This window comes from Bacillus altitudinis 41KF2b (assembly GCF_000691145.1).
GTDB lineage: Bacteria > Bacillota > Bacilli > Bacillales > Bacillaceae > Bacillus > Bacillus altitudinis.
Genome location: NZ_ASJC01000001.1, coordinates 610,370 through 627,357 on the forward strand (window position 1 = coordinate 610,370; position 16,988 = coordinate 627,357).

Here is a 16,988-nt window from a genome sequence, read left to right on the forward strand (position 1 = left end):
TTATGTTAACTGGATGTCAGACTATTTATTTATTTGCAAAAACGTGATATAGTTATGTTCATCTTATCTCGGAATAGAGATTTCTCATCTTATCATTTGCATTGATTAGACGGAGGGAAAACATGTCGACCAAAACAGACAATCGCCATTTATATTTGAAAGTGATTGACCGTATTAAAGAAGATATTCAAACAGGTGTATATGCCGAAAAAGAAAAGCTCCCTTCTGAGTTTGAGCTCTCAAAGCTTTTAGGCGTGAGCAGAGCGACCCTTCGTGAAGCCCTTCGTATATTAGAAGAAGAGAAGTATTTAATTAGAAGGCATGGTGTGGGAACTTTCGTCAACTCAAGACCGCTTTTTTCTACTGGCATTGAACAGCTGACAAGTGTCACAAAAATGATTGAACAGGTCAATATGACGCCAGGTACGATCTTTTTGTCCTCACAAGAAGGAGAGCCGACAGAGAATGATGTCATTCGTTTTCAGTGTGATGAATCCGAGAAGGTTTTTTCAATGGAACGCGTTCGAACAGCAGATGGACAGCCAGTCGTCTATTGTTTAGATAAAATTCCGGTCAAACATCTTCCCGCTTCTTTTACTCATGAGGAAGAATCGCTTTTTGAGCTGTTTGGCAGAGAACCGCACAGCGGAATTAAATATGCAGTGGCAGACATCGAACCGATTGGTTATCACGATCAGGTTTCACCGATACTAGAATGTGACCCAGAAACAGCCTTACTATTACTGAAACAAATGCACTATGATCAAGATGATCAGCCGGTCTTATACTCGCTCAATTATTTTCGAGCGGATAAATTCAGCTTCCATGTCATACGTAAACGATTTTAACAAAGCAGTCGCTTCCATAGGCGGTTGCTTTTTGTTTGCCCATACATAAAACCCGTGAAACATGCCACACTAATACGTAACAGTATATAGAATTGGGTGAATGATGTTGGGCGAGAAAACTGTCAGTAAAAAGAATATTATTGCATTATCATCAGTGCCTCTAATCATGACACTTGGGAACTCGATGCTAATCCCCGTATTACCAGAGATCGAAAAGAAACTCTCAATCACTTCCTTTCAAGTGTCACTCATTATTACGGTATACTCCGTTGTGGCGATTTTGTGTATTCCGATTGCCGGTTATTTATCTGACCGAATTGGGCGAAAAAAGGTGCTTTTGCCGTGTCTTTTAATCGCAGGACTTGGAGGAGCTGTGGCAGCTGTTGCCTCAACCATCATGAAAGAACCCTACATGTGGATTCTATTTGGCAGGGTCCTTCAAGGAGTTGGTTCAGCTGGGGCGGCACCTGTCGTTATGCCATTTATTGGCGATTTGTTTCACGATGATGAAGAGGTAAGTGCGGGACTTGGAGCCATTGAAACTTCTAATACAGCTGGAAAGGTACTAAGTCCTATTATTGGGGCACTTCTCGCTTCTTGGTTTTGGTTTGTACCGTTTTGGTTCATTCCATTCTTTTCAATCATCAGCTTTGTGATGGTACTGTTTATGGTTGAATCCGCAAAGAAAGAGGAAGATCCGCCTACATTTAAGGAGTTTTTAAAATCAACAAAGACGATTTTTAAGCATGAAGGGCGCTGGCTTTATGCCATTTTTGCTATTGGCGGTTTTATTATGTTTCTTCTTTTTGGCGTGCTCTTTTATTTATCAGATAATCTAGAGGCAGCGTATCAAATAACGGGTGTCAAAAAAGGCTTGCTGCTAAGCATCCCGCTTCTTTTCTTATCAATCAGCTCGTACATTGCAGGGAAAACAATCGGGAAAGAAAAGGGGAAAATGAGGATATTTCTCATCGTTGGTATGGCTCTTTTATCACTTTCGTATATATTTTTATGGTGGAATCACAGTTTTTACGTGTTGTTTATCTGCTTAAGTATTGGCGGCGTAGGGATCGGCATTGTTCTTCCAGCACTTGATGCGTTGATAACAGAAGGGATTGAAAAAGAGCAGTGCGGAACCATTACGTCATTTTATAGCAGCATGCGGTTTATCGGTGTTGCTTTAGGACCTCCAATTTACGCATTTCTGATGGATAAAGGAGACTCCATCGTTTTTATTCTATCGACCATATGTAGTCTCATTTCATTATTTTTGGTCCTCTTTTTTATCCAGCCAGATGAAAAGGATGAAAGTGAACAATTGAAAACGGTTTAAACATAGAAAAAAGACGGTATTTTGCCATCTTTTTTCTTTTTTATAAATTGACATGTAAAATTTTGATAGTTAAACTAATGTATAGTAATATCTTTTAAATTATCCCAAATAGGAGGTGTTCAAAAACATTCATTTTCTGTCTTTGTTTTAAGGCAGAAATTGAGCTCGTGGCTGATGATGGATATGCGTTTCTTCAACACGAAAGGACAATTGAATAGGTCATCCTGCCATTAGCACGTTGAAGGAGACGAAGTCAGCACTTCAGACACGCTCAAAAACAGCAAATTGATTGATGAACTAGAAGGAGCTTGAAGCAGCTATGTTGCAAATAATTAAAGCAAGATGGATTGTATTAATGGTGTGGATGATAACAGCTGTGATTCTGTTTATTACTGCGCCCAATTTAGAGGAATTAACAAGAGAAAAAGGGCAGTTAAAGGTTCCAGAGGGGACACCAACAGCTGAGGCACTTCACTTATTGGATAAGCTTTCAGATCATAATGGGAAAAAAGATACTGGTGTGATTGTATTCTCCGAACAACATTTGTTCCCTGCCAAAGAGCAGGAATTAAAAAAGGCTTTAGCTGCACTCATGACACATGCCCCAGAACTCCACATTGACGGAATTACTTCGTATTTTCATGTAGAACGTGACATTCAAAAACAACTTTTATCAAAGGATAAAAGTACACTTCTTGTTCCATTCAAATTCGACCACTACGAAACAAAAGCTGTGAAGGTTAAAGAACGAATTGAGGAAGTTTTAAAGCCCTACAACGTCTCATATGAAATGACAGGTCAAAAATTTGTGGACTCAGATGTCATTAAAAGCTCTCAACAAGGTCTGAAGAAAACTGAACTTATTACGATGATTTTTATTTTCTTTATTTTAATAATTGTATTCAGATCGATACTGGCACCTGTTGTCCCGCTTATTACGATTGGCATTTCTTATGCTGTCAGCCGGTGTATTGTGGCTTTTCTCGTAGAATATACACCATTTCCTCTGTCTAATTTCACTCAGATTTTTATGGTAGCTATTATGTTCGGTATAGGAACGGATTATTGTATATTACTTTTAAGCCGTTTTAAAGAGGAGATTGGTCAGGGGCGTGATGTCAAAGAATCGATTATCATCACGTATCAATGTGCAGGGAAAACGGTCTTTTTCAGCGGCTTAGCTGTGTTAGTCGGCTTCTCAAGTATTGGTTTCGCAAAATTCCAATTGTACCAATCAGCCGTCAGCGTTGCCGTAGGCGTTGGCATTCTGCTCATTGCACTTGTCACAATCGTTCCCTTTTTTATGTCGGTTTTCGGAAAATCCCTTTTTTGGCCGTCTAAAAGAGAAAACATTCGTCATCCACAAAGTAAGATTTGGGAATGGGCTGGGCGCTTTTCATTTAAAAGACCGCTCATCAGCTTAGGTGTAGTTGCACTCATCACTGTTCCTCCGATTCTGATGTATGACGGCACTCTTTCTTATAATAGTTTAAATGAGATTGGGACAAAGTATGAGTCAGTGTCTGCATTTAATACGATATCTGAGCAATTTGGCTTTGGTGAAGCGCTGCCGCTGAATGTGCTTGTCGAAAGTGACAATGAGCTCGATAATCAAGAAAAGATTGTCATGATTGAAAAACTGACCCGTAAGTTAAATGACATTGAGGAAGTAAAAGCGGTTCGCAGTGTCACTCGCCCAGTTGGAGATGGGTTAAGTCAGCTCTACGTTACCTCTCAAGCGAAAGAGCTGGGAGGAGAGCTTGGGAAAGGTCATGAGGGCATCGGGAAAATTACAGATGGCTTGACCGAAACAAACTTAGCACTTCTCAAACAAAAACCAAAAATTGAAGAATCCGCTAAAGGGATTGATCAATTGATTGATGGGACAAAAGCCATCAAAGGTGGGATCGGAGAAGTGAGGAAATCACTCATTTCTTTAGAGGATGGTGTGAGGCGCAGTAAAGAGGGCGTAGGAACCATTCGCACTGAAATCAAACAAGCGAAAAAAGAATTAGAGCAAGAATATCGCAAAAGTGAAACCATGATTCAAGATCTTGAACGAGTCGTAAGCACACTCGAAGGTCACGCAACATCAAATGAGCAACTGATGACAACGATTAAGAAAGTGAAACAATCCTACGAAAACGTATCATTTGAAGGGCTTGAAAACCGGCTTCCAGAAATCAAAGATATGAATGAATATAAAGAAATCAAAAAAGTATTCAAAGACACAAAAGGAATGATCGATCAAGCTGGAGAGCAAATGAGCGTCTATGAAGAGGAAGCAACTGCCTTTAAACAAAAGATCAAGAAAGCAGATCAAGTCATTCAAACGTTCTCATACAAGCAAAAAGAAATCAAACAACAAGTAAAGGAGCTGATGACAGGTTTAGATCAAATTTATGATGGTCTTGATGAAACGAATAAAGGACAAAAACAGCTCATCAAAGAAATGCCTAAAATTGAAGACGGCGCAGATCAGCTGACAGATGGCCAAAAAGCCGTGAAAAAAGGGTTTAACCAGCTATCATCTAAACTCTCACTATTAACAGATGGATTAGATGAAAGTATTTCCGGACTTGAGCAAGTAAAAAGCGGCTTTACCGAGGCGGACAGCTATTTAAAACAGCTTCAGGAAGCACCAGATGAAGAAGTAACGGGCTGGTTTATACCAGAAGAAGTATTGAAACGCCATGAGTTTAAGAAAATATTTAATACGTATATGTCCCCAGATCGTAAATTAACAACCTTTGAAGTGATTTTAAATGTAAATCCATACAGCAATGAAGCAATGAAAGGTGTTGCAAAAATCGAGGAAACCCTTGATCAATACTTACCTGTAAGTGGTTTGAAAAACGCCAACTACGGTGTATCTGGTATCTCCAGTTTAAATGTTGACTTAAAAGAAACGTCAGACGGTGACTTTATCAGAACGGTTATTTTCATGTTAATTGGTATCTTTATTATTTTAGTTTTATTATTAAGGTCAATCGTCATGCCGATATACTTAACACTTTCACTTATATTAACGTATTTTACATCCATTGGCTTAACAGAATGGATTTTCAAAACATTCTTTGGCTACGATGGTGTCAGCTGGGCTGTTCCATTTTTCAGCTTTGTGATCCTTGTGACCCTCGGCATTGATTATTCGATCTTCCTCATGGATCGTTTTAATGAATGGAAGGGAGAGCATGTTCAAGCATCCATGATATCAGCGATGAGAAATATGGGGTCGGTCATTATTTCAGCAGTTGCTATTTTAGCGGGTACTTTTGCTGCGATGCTGCCCTCGGGTGTATTATCATTAGTTGAAATTGCAACGGTCGTACTCATTGGACTTTTATTATATGCTTTTGTTGTTCTACCACTCTTTATCCCGGTCATGGTTCGCATCTTTGGAAAATGGAATTGGTGGCCGTTTAGAATGAAATAACAACCTGCGTCTCTGCTTTTAGCAGAGGCGTTTTTATTTCCTATCCTTTCCTCTGATTGATATAATGACTATTAAATGGCTGTTTCACGTATATATCAGCTATGTTCTAATACATAATAAATAGGATGAACAAAGGAGGTTTCTCATGACGTACTTACAAGAGAAGACATTTGATACACCTGGTCTTCATACTCATATTGTCAAAACAGAAAAATTTAAAACCGTGACGATCCTTTTTAAAATGCTTGCGCCTTTATCCAAAGATGACGTCACCATGCGTTCTCTTTTCCCGCATGTGCTATTAAGAGGAACAGAAAAAATGCCGAAAACGGGAGAGCTTCGTGCTTATTTCGACGAGCTCTATGGGGCGACCGTTTCCGCAGACATGGCGAAAAAAGGTGAAAATCACATCATTACCTTCCGTCTAGAAATGGCGAATGAAAAATATTTAAAGGATCAAACCCCTTTACTAGAAAAAGGGATTGCCTTACTTTCTGAACTATTATTCCACCCGTACGTGGAAAACGGGGTATTTCATGAATTGTACGTTGAGCAAGAAAAACGAACATTGAAACAGCGCATTCAAGCCGTTTATGATGACAAAATGCGCTATTCAAACTTAAGACTTGTGCAGGAAATGTGTAAAGGTGAGCCATATGCACTGCACGTCAATGGTGAAATGGAAGACGTCGAAGCGATTACGTCAGAAGCGCTCTTTAAAGCATACGAGCATGCACTTCAGTCCAACCAGCTGGATCTCTATGTTGTGGGAGACGTTGATGAACAAGACATCAATCGAATGGTCTCGCAATACTTTAAAACAAGTGAAAGAGAGCCGGTCAAACAAAATACCGAATCATCAAGATCACAAATAGAGCCAAAAGAAGTCATTGATGAAGAGGATGTAAAACAAGGAAAGCTGAACATTGGCTTTCGCACACATACAACGATAGCGGATGAAGATTATCCGGCGCTGCATTTGTTTAATGGCATATTCGGCGGCTTCTCTCATTCAAAGCTATTTATCAATGTGCGGGAAAAAGCAAGTCTTGCGTACTATGCTGTCTCTAGACTTGAGAGCTTTAAAGGTTTGATGATGGTCATGTCAGGAATTGAAGTCGGCAACTATCAGCAGGCAGTAGACATCATCAAAGAACAATTTGATGCCATGCAAAAAGGCGATTTTTCTGATGAAGCAATTGAACAGACAAAGGCTGTCGTCAAAAACCAGTTGCTCGAAACCATTGATACGTCTTATGGAACAGCGGAATACTTATATCAGCATGCCGTCGTGCCAACAGGGGAGAGCCTCGATTCCTTTTTAGATGCGTTAGACAGAGTGACAAAAGAGGACATCATCAAAGTGGGTCAAAAAATCGAATGGGATACGACCTATTTTCTTAAAGGAACGGAGGGTGCTTCATGACAGTGAAAACAATTCAATTCGATCAGCTGCAAGAGACGGTGTATCACGAAAAAATGGACAGCGGACTTGACGTCTATGTGCTGCCAAAACAAGGGTTTAACAAAACATATGCAACCTTCACAACAAAATATGGCTCTGTTGACAATGAATTTGTGCCGCTTGGCAAAGAAGACATGATCCGAGTGCCTGATGGAATTGCCCATTTCTTAGAGCATAAGCTGTTTGAAAAAGAAGATGGTGATGTGTTTCATACATTTAGTAAACAGGGAGCAGCCGCAAACGCATTTACGACGTTTACGAGAACGGCATACTTATTTTCAAGCACGGCCAATGTCGAACAGAATCTTGAAACACTCATTGATTTTGTGCAAGAGCCTTATTTTACTGAAAAAACGGTCGAAAAAGAAAAAGGCATCATTGGTCAAGAAATCAACATGTATGATGACAATCCAGATTGGCGTTTATTCTTTGGTCTGATCGAAAACCTCTATCAAGAGCACCCAGTGAGAATTGATATTGCTGGAACCGTTGAAAGCATTGCGCCAATTACGAAAGACCATTTATATGAATGCTACGAAACGTTCTATCACCCAAGCAATATGCTTCTTTTTGTAGTGGGTCCTGTTGATCCGGCGCAAATTTTAGACCAAGTAAGAGCGAATCAGGCAAAAAAACCATTTACCGATCAGCCGGATATTCAGCGGAAAGAGATCAATGAACCTGATCGTGTATACCGAAAAGAATACGAACTGAAAATGAATGTACAAGGTTCTAAATGTATGTTTGGTTTGAAAACGAAAAACCCGCATAAAAAAGGAAAACAGCTCCTCAAACATGAGCTTGGCATGAATCTTATTTTAGAGACATTGTTTGGTAAAAGTTCTCTGCAATATGAGCGTATGTATGAAAAAGGCTTGATTGATGAGACATTCAGTTACGATTATACGGAAGAAGGCGGTTTTGGCTTCACTTCAGTTGGCGGAGACACAAATGACCCTGATCAACTCGCAGATGAATTAAAAGAAACGCTTCTTCAAGCAAAAAGCCTGATCACAGAAGAAAAGATTGAACTTGCTCGCAAGAAAAAAATTGGCAGCTTTTTAAAAGCGATGAACTCCCCGGAGTACATCGCCAATCAATTCACTCGATACGCATTCTTAGAAATGAGCTTATTTGATGTCGTGCCAGTACTGGAGCAAATCCAATTAACAGATATTCAGCAAATCTTAGACGAAGAAATTGATGAAGAAAGAATGTCAGTTTTTAAAGTCGTACCGAAAGCAAAATAAATGAAAAAAAGACAAACTCAACGTATAAGAGTTTGTCTTTTTTGTGTCCAGCTAAAGAAAGCGCTTTATATGCGAAGATATTGATTGACAATTGTTTTGGGTATTAGTTAAACTCTTTAATAGTTAAACAATCAAACTAAAGGAGCAGCATATGGTACAAAATAAAATTGCCCAGCTCATCCAGAGATATGCGGACGTCTATCTCATGATGGAGAAAAAAGTATCGAGTATGATCACGGAAAAGCTCGATAAAGAACTGACACTTGATCAATATTACTCGCTTCGATACATCAATTTACACCCAGGATGTACATCAACAGACCTTGCCATCGAATGTAATGTCAACAAAAGTGCTGTGACATCTATGACCAATCGTCTTTTTAATAAAGATTATATTTATCGTGAGCATGATCAAGCTGATCGAAGAAATGTTCATCTCTATGTGACGCCCGAAGGAAAAGACGTGGTCAGCCGAATGGAAAAGCAGCTTCAGGATCTTGTTCGGTCATATTTAGAAAAGTTTGATGAAAAAGAAATCGAATCATTTATTCAAACATATGAAAAGATTTATCAGATTATCATCGAAGAGGAGGCACAACATAGTAATGAGAGCAATCATAAAGGGTAGATGGCTGATCACGATCCTTTGGGTCGTACTAGCGGCTGTATTATTAATCACCGCTCCTAATATGGCGCAATTAACAAAAGAAAAAGGGCAGATTTCTGTTCCTGATGGTTATCCTTCTTCCTACGCCGATCAATTATTAAAGAACATGTCTGAAAATGGGGATACGGAAAAATCGATCGTCATTGTCTTTCAAGGTAAGGATATCGTCAAAGAAAGAGAAGCCTCTTTAAAGAAAGCGATGGAGATTTTAGAAAAGGATCAAGATCTCCATGTTGAAGACATCACTTCTTATTTTGATGCAAACAAAGATATTAAAAAACAGATGCTCTCTAAAGATCAAACAACACTTCTTGTTCCAGTTACATACGACTCGAACAAAATCAAAGCATCCGATTTTAAAGAAAGAGTCAATGAAAAGCTTAAGAGCCTGAACCTGACATTTGAAATGACAGGGCAGCCGCTAATCGACGATGATGTCATCACAAGCTCACAAGAAGGTCTGAAAAAAACAGAATTCATTACAATTGGGTTTATTTTAATTGTTCTTGTGCTTGTCTTTAGATCCGCAGTGGCACCGTTCGTTCCTTTAGTGGCCGTGGCGCTTTCCTATTTGGTCAGTCAATCCATTGTGGCTTACCTAGTAAAGTATGTTGATTTTCCGCTCTCGACCTTTACCCAAATTTTTATGGTCGCCATCATGTTTGGGATTGGAACCGACTACTGCATCCTGTTGCTAAGCCGGTTTAAAGAAGAACTATCTCACGGAAAAGATAAGATTGAGGCGATTATTACAACATATAAGACGGCAGGTAAAACCGTTTTATTCAGCGGAATTGCTGTCCTCATTGGTTTTACATGTATCGGTTTAGCTGAATTCCAACTGTATAAATCAGCTGTCGCCGTGGCGGTTGGTGTTGCCGTGTTAATTGTGGCACTGCTCACTGTCGTTCCATTCTTTATGGCGGTTTTAGGAAAAGTGTTATTTTGGCCGATCAAAGGCGATATTGCCCACCCACAATCGAAAATGTGGGAAACAGCCGGTCGTTTTTCATTTAAGAAACCACTTCTCAGCTTGCTAATCGTTGCAATTATTACCCTTCCAGCGATTCTTATGTATAAAGGAACACTTTCATATAACAACCTAGACGAAATCGGCAATAAATACGAATCCGTCAATGCATTTAATACGATCTCTGACAAATTTGGACCAGGTGAAGCTCTTCCAGCAACCGTTGTCGTGAAATCATCCGATCTTTTAGACAATAACGAAGGTCTGATTGCTGTTGAAAAACTAAGCCGCGCCATTGAACAAACAGATGGCGTGAGTAAAGTGAGAAGTGCCACTCGTCCTGTTGGTAAAGGGCTGAATGATCTGTACGTGAAATCTCAAGCCAAAGAGCTAAATAGCGGGCTTGATAAAAGTAACGAAGGGTTGAAAAAGATCCAAGATGCTCTTACAACCATGAGTAAATCCATCGAGGATCAAACACCACAAATTAAAGCATCAGGAAAAGGCATTAACAAATTGATTTCTGGAACCGAATCCGTAAAATCAGGTATTCAAAACGTCGAAAAAACGATGAGAGAACTGCAAACCTATATCGATCAAAACAAAAAAGGCGTTTCTGAAATTAAAGAAAGAATAAAGGGTGCGAAAAAGGAATTAACAGATCAAGTCGCACAAGTGAATCAGCAAGTGGCACTGTATAAAAGCATTTCCAAAGAATTAAAAGCCGCATTGGCACAAGTCGATACGTCATCCTCTGCCGCAGCGGATGTGAAAGCTTTGATCAGTCAAGCGAATAAACAATTCAGTACACTTGAGCAGCAAATTCCGCAAGTGAAAGAAAATCAATCATATCAAGCCATCAAAGCTTCATATAAGGAACTTTCTACTACCTTGCAAGAAGGAGCCAAACAGGCTGACAGCTATGCAAAACAAGCAAAAGAAGCAAAAAAACAGCTTGAAGCAGCAGATGCTTTTATCGCAAAAGCTTCAGAGCAGCAAAAAGTGTTTACAAATCAAATTGATGAGCTGATTGCTGGCTTAGAAGCCATTGAAAACGGGCTAGATCAAACGTCTAAAGGCCAAGGGCAGTTAGCTGATGGTATGCCTAAACTTGCAAATGGAGCCGGCGACATCATTAATGGTCAAAAACAAATGAAAGAAAAAATTGGCGGCTTTGGTGACGATCTGACCAAGCTGACGGATGGTCTAAACAAAAGTGTCGACGGCCTTGAGAAAATTTCAAACGGCTTAATGGGTGCAGGAGACTACTTAGATGAACTGAAAAACGCGCCAGATCAAGACATGGCCGGTTGGTTTATTCCAAAAGATGTCCTGAAAAACAAAGCATTCAAGCAAGTGTTCGATTCCTATATGTCTGATGACCGCAAAATGACAAAGATTGACGTCATTTTAGAAGACAATCCTTATGGAAACGACGCCATGAAAACAATTAAACAAGTAGAAGCTTCGGTCAAACGTGCACTTCCTGAAACAAACCTAAAAGATGTTTCATTTGGCGTATCTGGTGTTTCAAGTATGAACGCTGATTTAAAACAGCTGTCAGACCAAGACTTCAATAAGACGGTTCTTTACATGATGATCGGTATTTTCTTAATACTAGTGATTCTCTTCCGTTCTCTCGTGATGCCGCTTTACTTAGTTGGATCGCTGATTTTAACGTACTTTACCGCCATTGGTGTAACAGAATTTATTTTCACCCATTTCTTCGGATATCCGGGCATCAACTGGGCTGTTCCATTCTTTGGCTTTGTCATCTTAATGGCGCTTGGAGTCGATTATTCGATTTTCTTAATGGAACGGTTCAATGAATACAAAACAAAAGACATCCAGTTTGCCATGACTGAATCAATGAAAAATATGGGATCTGTTATTATGTCTGCTGCCGTCATTTTGGCAGGAACATTTGCAGCGATGCTGCCATCAGGTGTATTGTCACTCTTACAGATTGCAACACTTGTTCTCACAGGGCTTTTATTGTATGCACTCGTTGTGCTACCATTGTTCGTACCTGTGATGGTCAAATTGTTCGGTTCAGCCAATTGGTTCCCATTTAAACGAAAAGAATAAGGATTCCATAAAGAAAGTAGGAACAAAGTATGAGTCGTTGGGCACTGATTACTGGTGCCAGTGGCGGAATTGGGCAGGCGACAGCCAAAAAGCTTGCCCAAGAAGGCTGCCATCTGATGCTCCATTATCATCAAAATGAACAAGCGACTAGTCGTCTTTCCGCTGATCTCAAAGAAACATATCAAGTAGAAACGTGCGTCGTCCAAGCTGATTTAGCGAAAACAGGCGGAGCAGCAGAGCTTGTCAGCCGCCTGCCGCTTGATCCAGATATTCTTGTTTTAAATAGCGGAAAGAGTCATGTTGGTTTAGTGACAGATACTGAAAAAGAAGTTCTAGCCAGCATGGTGCATCTTCATGTGACAAGTCCATATGAGCTTACCCAATCCATTTTGCCTGCCATGATTCAAAAAAAGTCAGGACATATTATTGCAGTTAGCTCAATATGGGGGGAAACGGGTGCCTCGTGTGAAGTACTGTACAGTATGGTCAAGGGTGCTCAAAATGCCTTCATTAAGGGGCTTGCCAAAGAGCTTGCCCCAAGTGGAATTAGAGCAAATGCAGTCTCACCAGGTGCGGTTCAGACTGATATGATGAAAAGCTTCACACAAGAAGACCTTGCGATGATGGAAGAGGAGATTCCACTAGGCCGTCTTGCCGCACCTGAAGAGATAGCCGATGCCATTTGGTTTCTTGCCTCCAAGCAGTCAAGTTATATCACAGGTCAAATTTTATCTGTCAATGGCGGCTGGTACTGTTAAAAAACGTGTATAATTCGTCTCTCCATGACAAAAGCTATGGCTGTAATTCATCTTTTCGAATGGAGGAATCGACATGTCTGTACTTGAGAGCTGGGACCATTGGAAAAACTTTTTAGGTGACCGTTTAAATCATGCACAGGATAAAGGTTTATCAGATGATACCATCAATAACCTTGCGTATGAAATTGGCGGATACCTGGCTAATGAAGTTGAAGCAAAGAATGAGCAAGAAAGAGTACTTTCTGACCTTTGGAGCGTTGCATCAGAAGATGAGCAGCGTGCCATTGCAAACATGATGGTCAAGCTAGTTGAAAATAATAGCTCGCACTAAACAAAAAGAGAGGTCGTTTGTGCCTCTCTTTTTATTTTAACCGTTTAGCAACATTGTGCTTTCTAAAAATGTGAAAATGCTTTATGATAAAGGAAGGTAAAAATTTGCCACAATGAAGGGGGTAATATCATTTGGCAAAGCTCGAATGGTATTTTGAATATGAGATACAGGTGAACCGTCCCGGACTTTTAGGAGACATTTCTTCTTTAATGGGGATGCTTTCAATTAATATTGTGACAATTAATGGTGTTGATGTATCAAGACGCGGCATGCTTCTTCGATGTGACCACACAGACCAAATTAAGCGGCTTGAATCAATTTTAAATACAATGGAAACGATAAAAGTAACGAAACTAAGACAGCCAAAACTTCGTGACCGTTTAGCTGTTCGTCATGGAAGATACATTCAGCGTGATGCGGATGACAAAAAGACGTTCCGTTTTGAAAGGGACGAGCTTGGTCTACTTGTCGATTTTATGGCTGAATTATTTAAAAAAGAAGGACATAAATTGATTGGAATTCGCGGAATGCCGCGGGTTGGAAAAACAGAATCAATTGTTGCTTCAAGTGTATGTGCAAGTAAGAGGTGGCTGTTTGTATCGTCGACTCTTTTGAAACAGACCATTCGCAGTCAGCTGATTGCAGATGAATACAGCCCAGATAACGTCTTTATTATTGATGGGATTGTGTCGACAAGAAGAGGTTCTGAAAAGCACTTGCAGCTTTTAAGAGAAATTATGAGACTGCCTGCTACAAAGGTGGTAGAGCATCCAGATATCTTTATTCAAAATTCAGAATATACAATGGATGATTTCGACTACATCATTGAATTGCGTAATAGTGCAGACGAAGAAATTACATACGAGCACGCAGAAGAACCACAAGTATTTGATCATTCTGGTTTTTCTGGCTTCGATTTTTAATATGGTAATGGTAGGTGTTTGTTTTGACTGAATTGGGAAAACGGCTCGTTGAGGCCAGAGAGGAAAAAGGGATGTCGCTGGAGGATTTGATGGCGGCTACCAAAATCCAAAAGCGCTATTTGCTAGCAATAGAACAAGGAAACTATGATATCATTCCAGGTAAATTTTACGTCAGAGCGTTTATTAAACAATATGCCGAAGCCGTTGGACTGAATCCTGAACAATTGTTCGAAGAGTTTCGTAAAGATGTACCAAGCACGTATAACGATGAAGTGTCTGATAAATTATCAAATATTAAACCGCAACGAGAGCTGCCAAAGCCTGCCTCAAAGGTACTGGAGCTGCTTCCGACGATTTTAATCATTGGAGGGATCCTTGTGGTGATCGCTATCATTTATGTGATCGTTCAAGCGGTTAATCATGATAGCGGACAAAAAAATAATCAGGCGGCTCCTCAGCAATCAGAATCAAAATACGAAGTGTCTAAGGATTCATCGCTTGCAAAGGATCAAAAGAAAAAGGAAAAAGCTTCGTCAGATGATCAAGAAAAATCATCTGAAAAAGACGATTCCTCAAAGGATTCATCTAAAGACGATGAAGATGTTTCTTTGAAGGCGACGAATACAGAGGGTTCTACGACAACGTATGAAGTATCAGGTGCAGAAGAGATGGAGCTAACCATTTCTGCCTCACAAGCTTCATGGCTTCGTGTGAGAGACGAATCTGGAAAAGTGCTGAAGATGGGTGAATTGAAAGATGGCGAATCGTTTAAAACAGACTTGACTGATCTTTCCCAAGTCGATATTCGCTTAGGAAATGCATCGGGAATCGATATTAAAGTCAATGACGAAACGCTGAAGTACGAATTAGACCCTAAAAACACCATGACACAAAACATTGTGATTGTGAATAAAGGAAAGGAAAAGTCATCTTAAGCAAGTAGATGACTTTTCTTTTGTTCCTACTATTATATACATAAAAAAATGCCTTATTGGAGGATTGGAATTCATGTTTAACTTACCGAATAAAATTACTCTTTCTAGGATCGCCTTGATTCCTGTGTTTATGTTGATTATGCTTGCTCCATTAGATTGGGGTGTTGCGCGCTTTGGTGACGTCAGCATCGAAGTCACTCACCTTGTTGGAGCGATCTTGTTTATTGTCGCTTCGACAACCGACTGGATTGATGGTTACTATGCACGTAAGCTCAATTTAGTCACAAACTTTGGTAAATTTTTAGATCCGCTTGCAGATAAATTGCTTGTTTCAGCGGCTTTAATTATACTTGTTCAATACAATCTCACACCGGCATGGATGGCAATTGTGATCATTAGCCGTGAATTTGCTGTAACAGGCCTAAGGCTTGTCTTAGCTGGAGGCGGTGAAGTGGTCGCAGCCAATATGCTTGGAAAAGTGAAGACGTGGGCGCAAATCATTGCGATTTCGGCACTTCTTTTGCATAACCTGCCGTTTGAACTTGTATCATTCCCATTTGGTGATCTTGCTATGTGGGTAGCGGTGTTCTTCACTGTTGTCTCAGGCTGGGATTACTTTGCGAAAAACTGGGAAGCCTTAAAGAATTCTAACTAAAAAGGACGTGTACGCTTTGAAGTCAGAGAGAAAAGCAGAAATTATTGCAGTCGGTTCCGAACTTTTGCTAGGGCAAATTACGAATACGAATGCACAATTCATCAGCAAACAACTAGCTGAAATTGGTGTGAATGTTTATTACCACACAGCAGTTGGTGACAATCCAGAGCGTTTAAAAAGGGCCATTCAAGTGGCACAGGAAAGATCGAATTTTATTATCTTCTCAGGGGGTCTTGGACCAACGAAAGATGATTTAACAAAAGAAACCATTGCGAGTACGCTCGGTAAAGAGCTTGTGCTAAATGAAGAAGCATTTGAGTCTATTCAAGAATACTTCCGTAAAACCGGACGTGATATGTCACCGAACAACCGTAAACAGGCGCTCGTTCTAGAGGGATCTGATGTGCTCGTAAACCGTTTCGGAATGGCACCTGGTATGTTTATACAAGAGGGAGATACGTTTTACATTCTGCTCCCTGGACCGCCAAGTGAATTGCATCCGATGTTTGAAAACGAAGCGAAGCCGCTTATTTCTGAAAAACTCGGCCTAAAGGAAAAAATCGTGTCTGTTGTCTTGCGTTTCTTTGGCATCGGTGAATCTCAGCTGGAAACAGATCTTGAAGATTTAATTGATGCACAGACCAATCCGACGATTGCACCGCTTGCAGCTGACGGGGAAGTGACGCTAAGGCTGACAGCCAAGCATGAGGATGAAAAAGAAACAGAGCGTCTGTTAAAAGAAACAGAAGCACAAATTTTAGAACGGGTCGGCGAGTACTTCTACGGATATGGTGATACATCTCTTGCCTTTGAAGCTTCAAAGGCCTTGCATGAACACGGGAAAACAGTAGCAGCAGCTGAAAGCCTGACTGGTGGTATGTTTTCAGAGTGGCTGACAGATCTCGAAGGGGCATCATCCATTTTAAACGGTAGTGTGGTTTGTTACACAAATCAAGTCAAGCAGCAAGTGCTGGGCTGCCGTGAAGAAACATTGTCTTCTCATGGTGCTGTCAGCAAAGAGTGTGCGTTAGAGCTCGCAGAAGGCGTTAGAAAACTGACGGGAAGCGATATCGGTATTAGCTTTACAGGTGTGGCAGGTCCTGAACCACACGAAGGACAGCCGGTTGGAAAAGTATTTATCGGGCTATCGACAAAAGATCAGACAGACGTGTTTGAATGGATGTTTACTGGCAGCCGATCAGGCATTCGCAAGCGTGCTGTGAAATATGGTTTGCACCACCTTCTCAAATTATTAAAAGAAAGTTAATTTTGGTTTTTATGAGGTTTACTCCTTTATAAAAGAGCGTTTTTTCTAATAGAAACAGCTCT

The 16,988-nt window shown here is 40.3% G+C and carries 13 protein-coding genes; all 13 read left to right on the forward strand.

What is annotated here, in order from left to right; genetic code table 11:
• Positions 1-122: 122 nt before the first annotated feature.
• Positions 123-848, forward strand: coding sequence for a GntR family transcriptional regulator (locus tag BA79_RS03115; RefSeq protein ID WP_008344706.1), 726 nt, complete (start codon positions 123-125; stop codon positions 846-848).
• A gap of 103 nt (positions 849-951) precedes the next feature.
• Entirely contained in the window at positions 952-2,181 is a 1,230-nt protein-coding gene (bcbE, locus tag BA79_RS03120; RefSeq protein ID WP_225310403.1) for a bacillibactin exporter BcbE, read from the forward strand.
• A 319-nt stretch (positions 2,182-2,500) separates the two neighbouring features.
• Entirely contained in the window at positions 2,501-5,617 is a 3,117-nt protein-coding gene (locus BA79_RS03125; protein ID WP_035700800.1) for an MMPL family transporter, read from the forward strand.
• A gap of 145 nt (positions 5,618-5,762) precedes the next feature.
• Positions 5,763-7,043 (forward strand): EF-P 5-aminopentanol modification-associated protein YfmF, encoded by a 1,281-nt coding sequence (yfmF, locus tag BA79_RS03130; protein ID WP_008344702.1) that lies wholly within the window; start codon positions 5,763-5,765, stop codon positions 7,041-7,043.
• Entirely contained in the window at positions 7,040-8,332 is a 1,293-nt protein-coding gene (yfmH, locus tag BA79_RS03135; RefSeq protein WP_008344700.1) for an EF-P 5-aminopentanol modification-associated protein YfmH, read from the forward strand. The genes yfmF and yfmH overlap by 4 nt, the downstream gene beginning before the upstream one ends.
• Before the next feature lie 151 nt (positions 8,333-8,483).
• Complete coding sequence (locus BA79_RS03140; RefSeq protein ID WP_007499493.1) at positions 8,484-8,960, forward strand: MarR family winged helix-turn-helix transcriptional regulator; 477 nt, start codon at positions 8,484-8,486, stop codon at positions 8,958-8,960.
• Positions 8,938-12,057 (forward strand): MMPL family transporter, encoded by a 3,120-nt coding sequence (locus BA79_RS03145; RefSeq protein ID WP_008344698.1) that lies wholly within the window; start codon positions 8,938-8,940, stop codon positions 12,055-12,057. Before BA79_RS03140 ends, BA79_RS03145 begins: the two co-directional genes overlap by 23 nt.
• A gap of 29 nt (positions 12,058-12,086) precedes the next feature.
• Entirely contained in the window at positions 12,087-12,815 is a 729-nt protein-coding gene (ymfI, locus tag BA79_RS03150; protein WP_035700804.1) for an elongation factor P 5-aminopentanone reductase, read from the forward strand.
• Positions 12,816-12,888: 73 nt separating this feature from the next.
• Positions 12,889-13,146, forward strand: a complete 258-nt coding sequence (locus BA79_RS03155; protein WP_008344693.1) for a DUF3243 domain-containing protein — start codon at positions 12,889-12,891, stop codon at positions 13,144-13,146.
• Between the two features lie 131 nt (positions 13,147-13,277).
• Positions 13,278-14,069 (forward strand): DUF3388 domain-containing protein, encoded by a 792-nt coding sequence (locus BA79_RS03160; RefSeq protein WP_003211480.1) that lies wholly within the window; start codon positions 13,278-13,280, stop codon positions 14,067-14,069.
• A 23-nt stretch (positions 14,070-14,092) separates the two neighbouring features.
• Positions 14,093-15,004: a helix-turn-helix domain-containing protein gene (locus BA79_RS03165; RefSeq protein ID WP_008344690.1), complete on the forward strand. Its 912-nt coding sequence runs from the start codon at positions 14,093-14,095 to the stop codon at positions 15,002-15,004.
• Between the two features lie 73 nt (positions 15,005-15,077).
• Complete coding sequence (gene pgsA, locus BA79_RS03170) at positions 15,078-15,659, forward strand: CDP-diacylglycerol--glycerol-3-phosphate 3-phosphatidyltransferase (protein ID WP_008344688.1); 582 nt, start codon at positions 15,078-15,080, stop codon at positions 15,657-15,659.
• Positions 15,660-15,675: 16 nt separating this feature from the next.
• Entirely contained in the window at positions 15,676-16,926 is a 1,251-nt protein-coding gene (locus BA79_RS03175) for a competence/damage-inducible protein A (protein WP_007499480.1), read from the forward strand.
• The last annotated feature ends 62 nt before the right edge of the window (positions 16,927-16,988 follow it).

Excerpts from the sequence above, each read along its gene's own strand:
- BA79_RS03115 (WP_008344706.1), top strand. The coding sequence starts at position 123 with ATGTCGACCAAAACAGACAATCGCCATTTATATTTGAAAGTGATTGAC.
- bcbE (WP_225310403.1), top strand. The coding sequence starts at position 952 with ATGTTGGGCGAGAAAACTGTCAGTAAAAAGAATATTATTGCATTATCA.
- BA79_RS03125 (WP_035700800.1), top strand. The coding sequence starts at position 2,501 with ATGTTGCAAATAATTAAAGCAAGATGGATTGTATTAATGGTGTGGATG.
- yfmF (WP_008344702.1), top strand. The coding sequence starts at position 5,763 with ATGACGTACTTACAAGAGAAGACATTTGATACACCTGGTCTTCATACT.
- yfmH (WP_008344700.1), top strand. The coding sequence starts at position 7,040 with ATGACAGTGAAAACAATTCAATTCGATCAGCTGCAAGAGACGGTGTAT.
- BA79_RS03140 (WP_007499493.1), top strand. The coding sequence starts at position 8,484 with ATGGTACAAAATAAAATTGCCCAGCTCATCCAGAGATATGCGGACGTC.
- BA79_RS03145 (WP_008344698.1), top strand. The coding sequence starts at position 8,938 with ATGAGAGCAATCATAAAGGGTAGATGGCTGATCACGATCCTTTGGGTC.
- ymfI (WP_035700804.1), top strand. The coding sequence starts at position 12,087 with ATGAGTCGTTGGGCACTGATTACTGGTGCCAGTGGCGGAATTGGGCAG.
- BA79_RS03155 (WP_008344693.1), top strand. The coding sequence starts at position 12,889 with ATGTCTGTACTTGAGAGCTGGGACCATTGGAAAAACTTTTTAGGTGAC.
- pgsA (WP_008344688.1), top strand. The coding sequence starts at position 15,078 with ATGTTTAACTTACCGAATAAAATTACTCTTTCTAGGATCGCCTTGATT.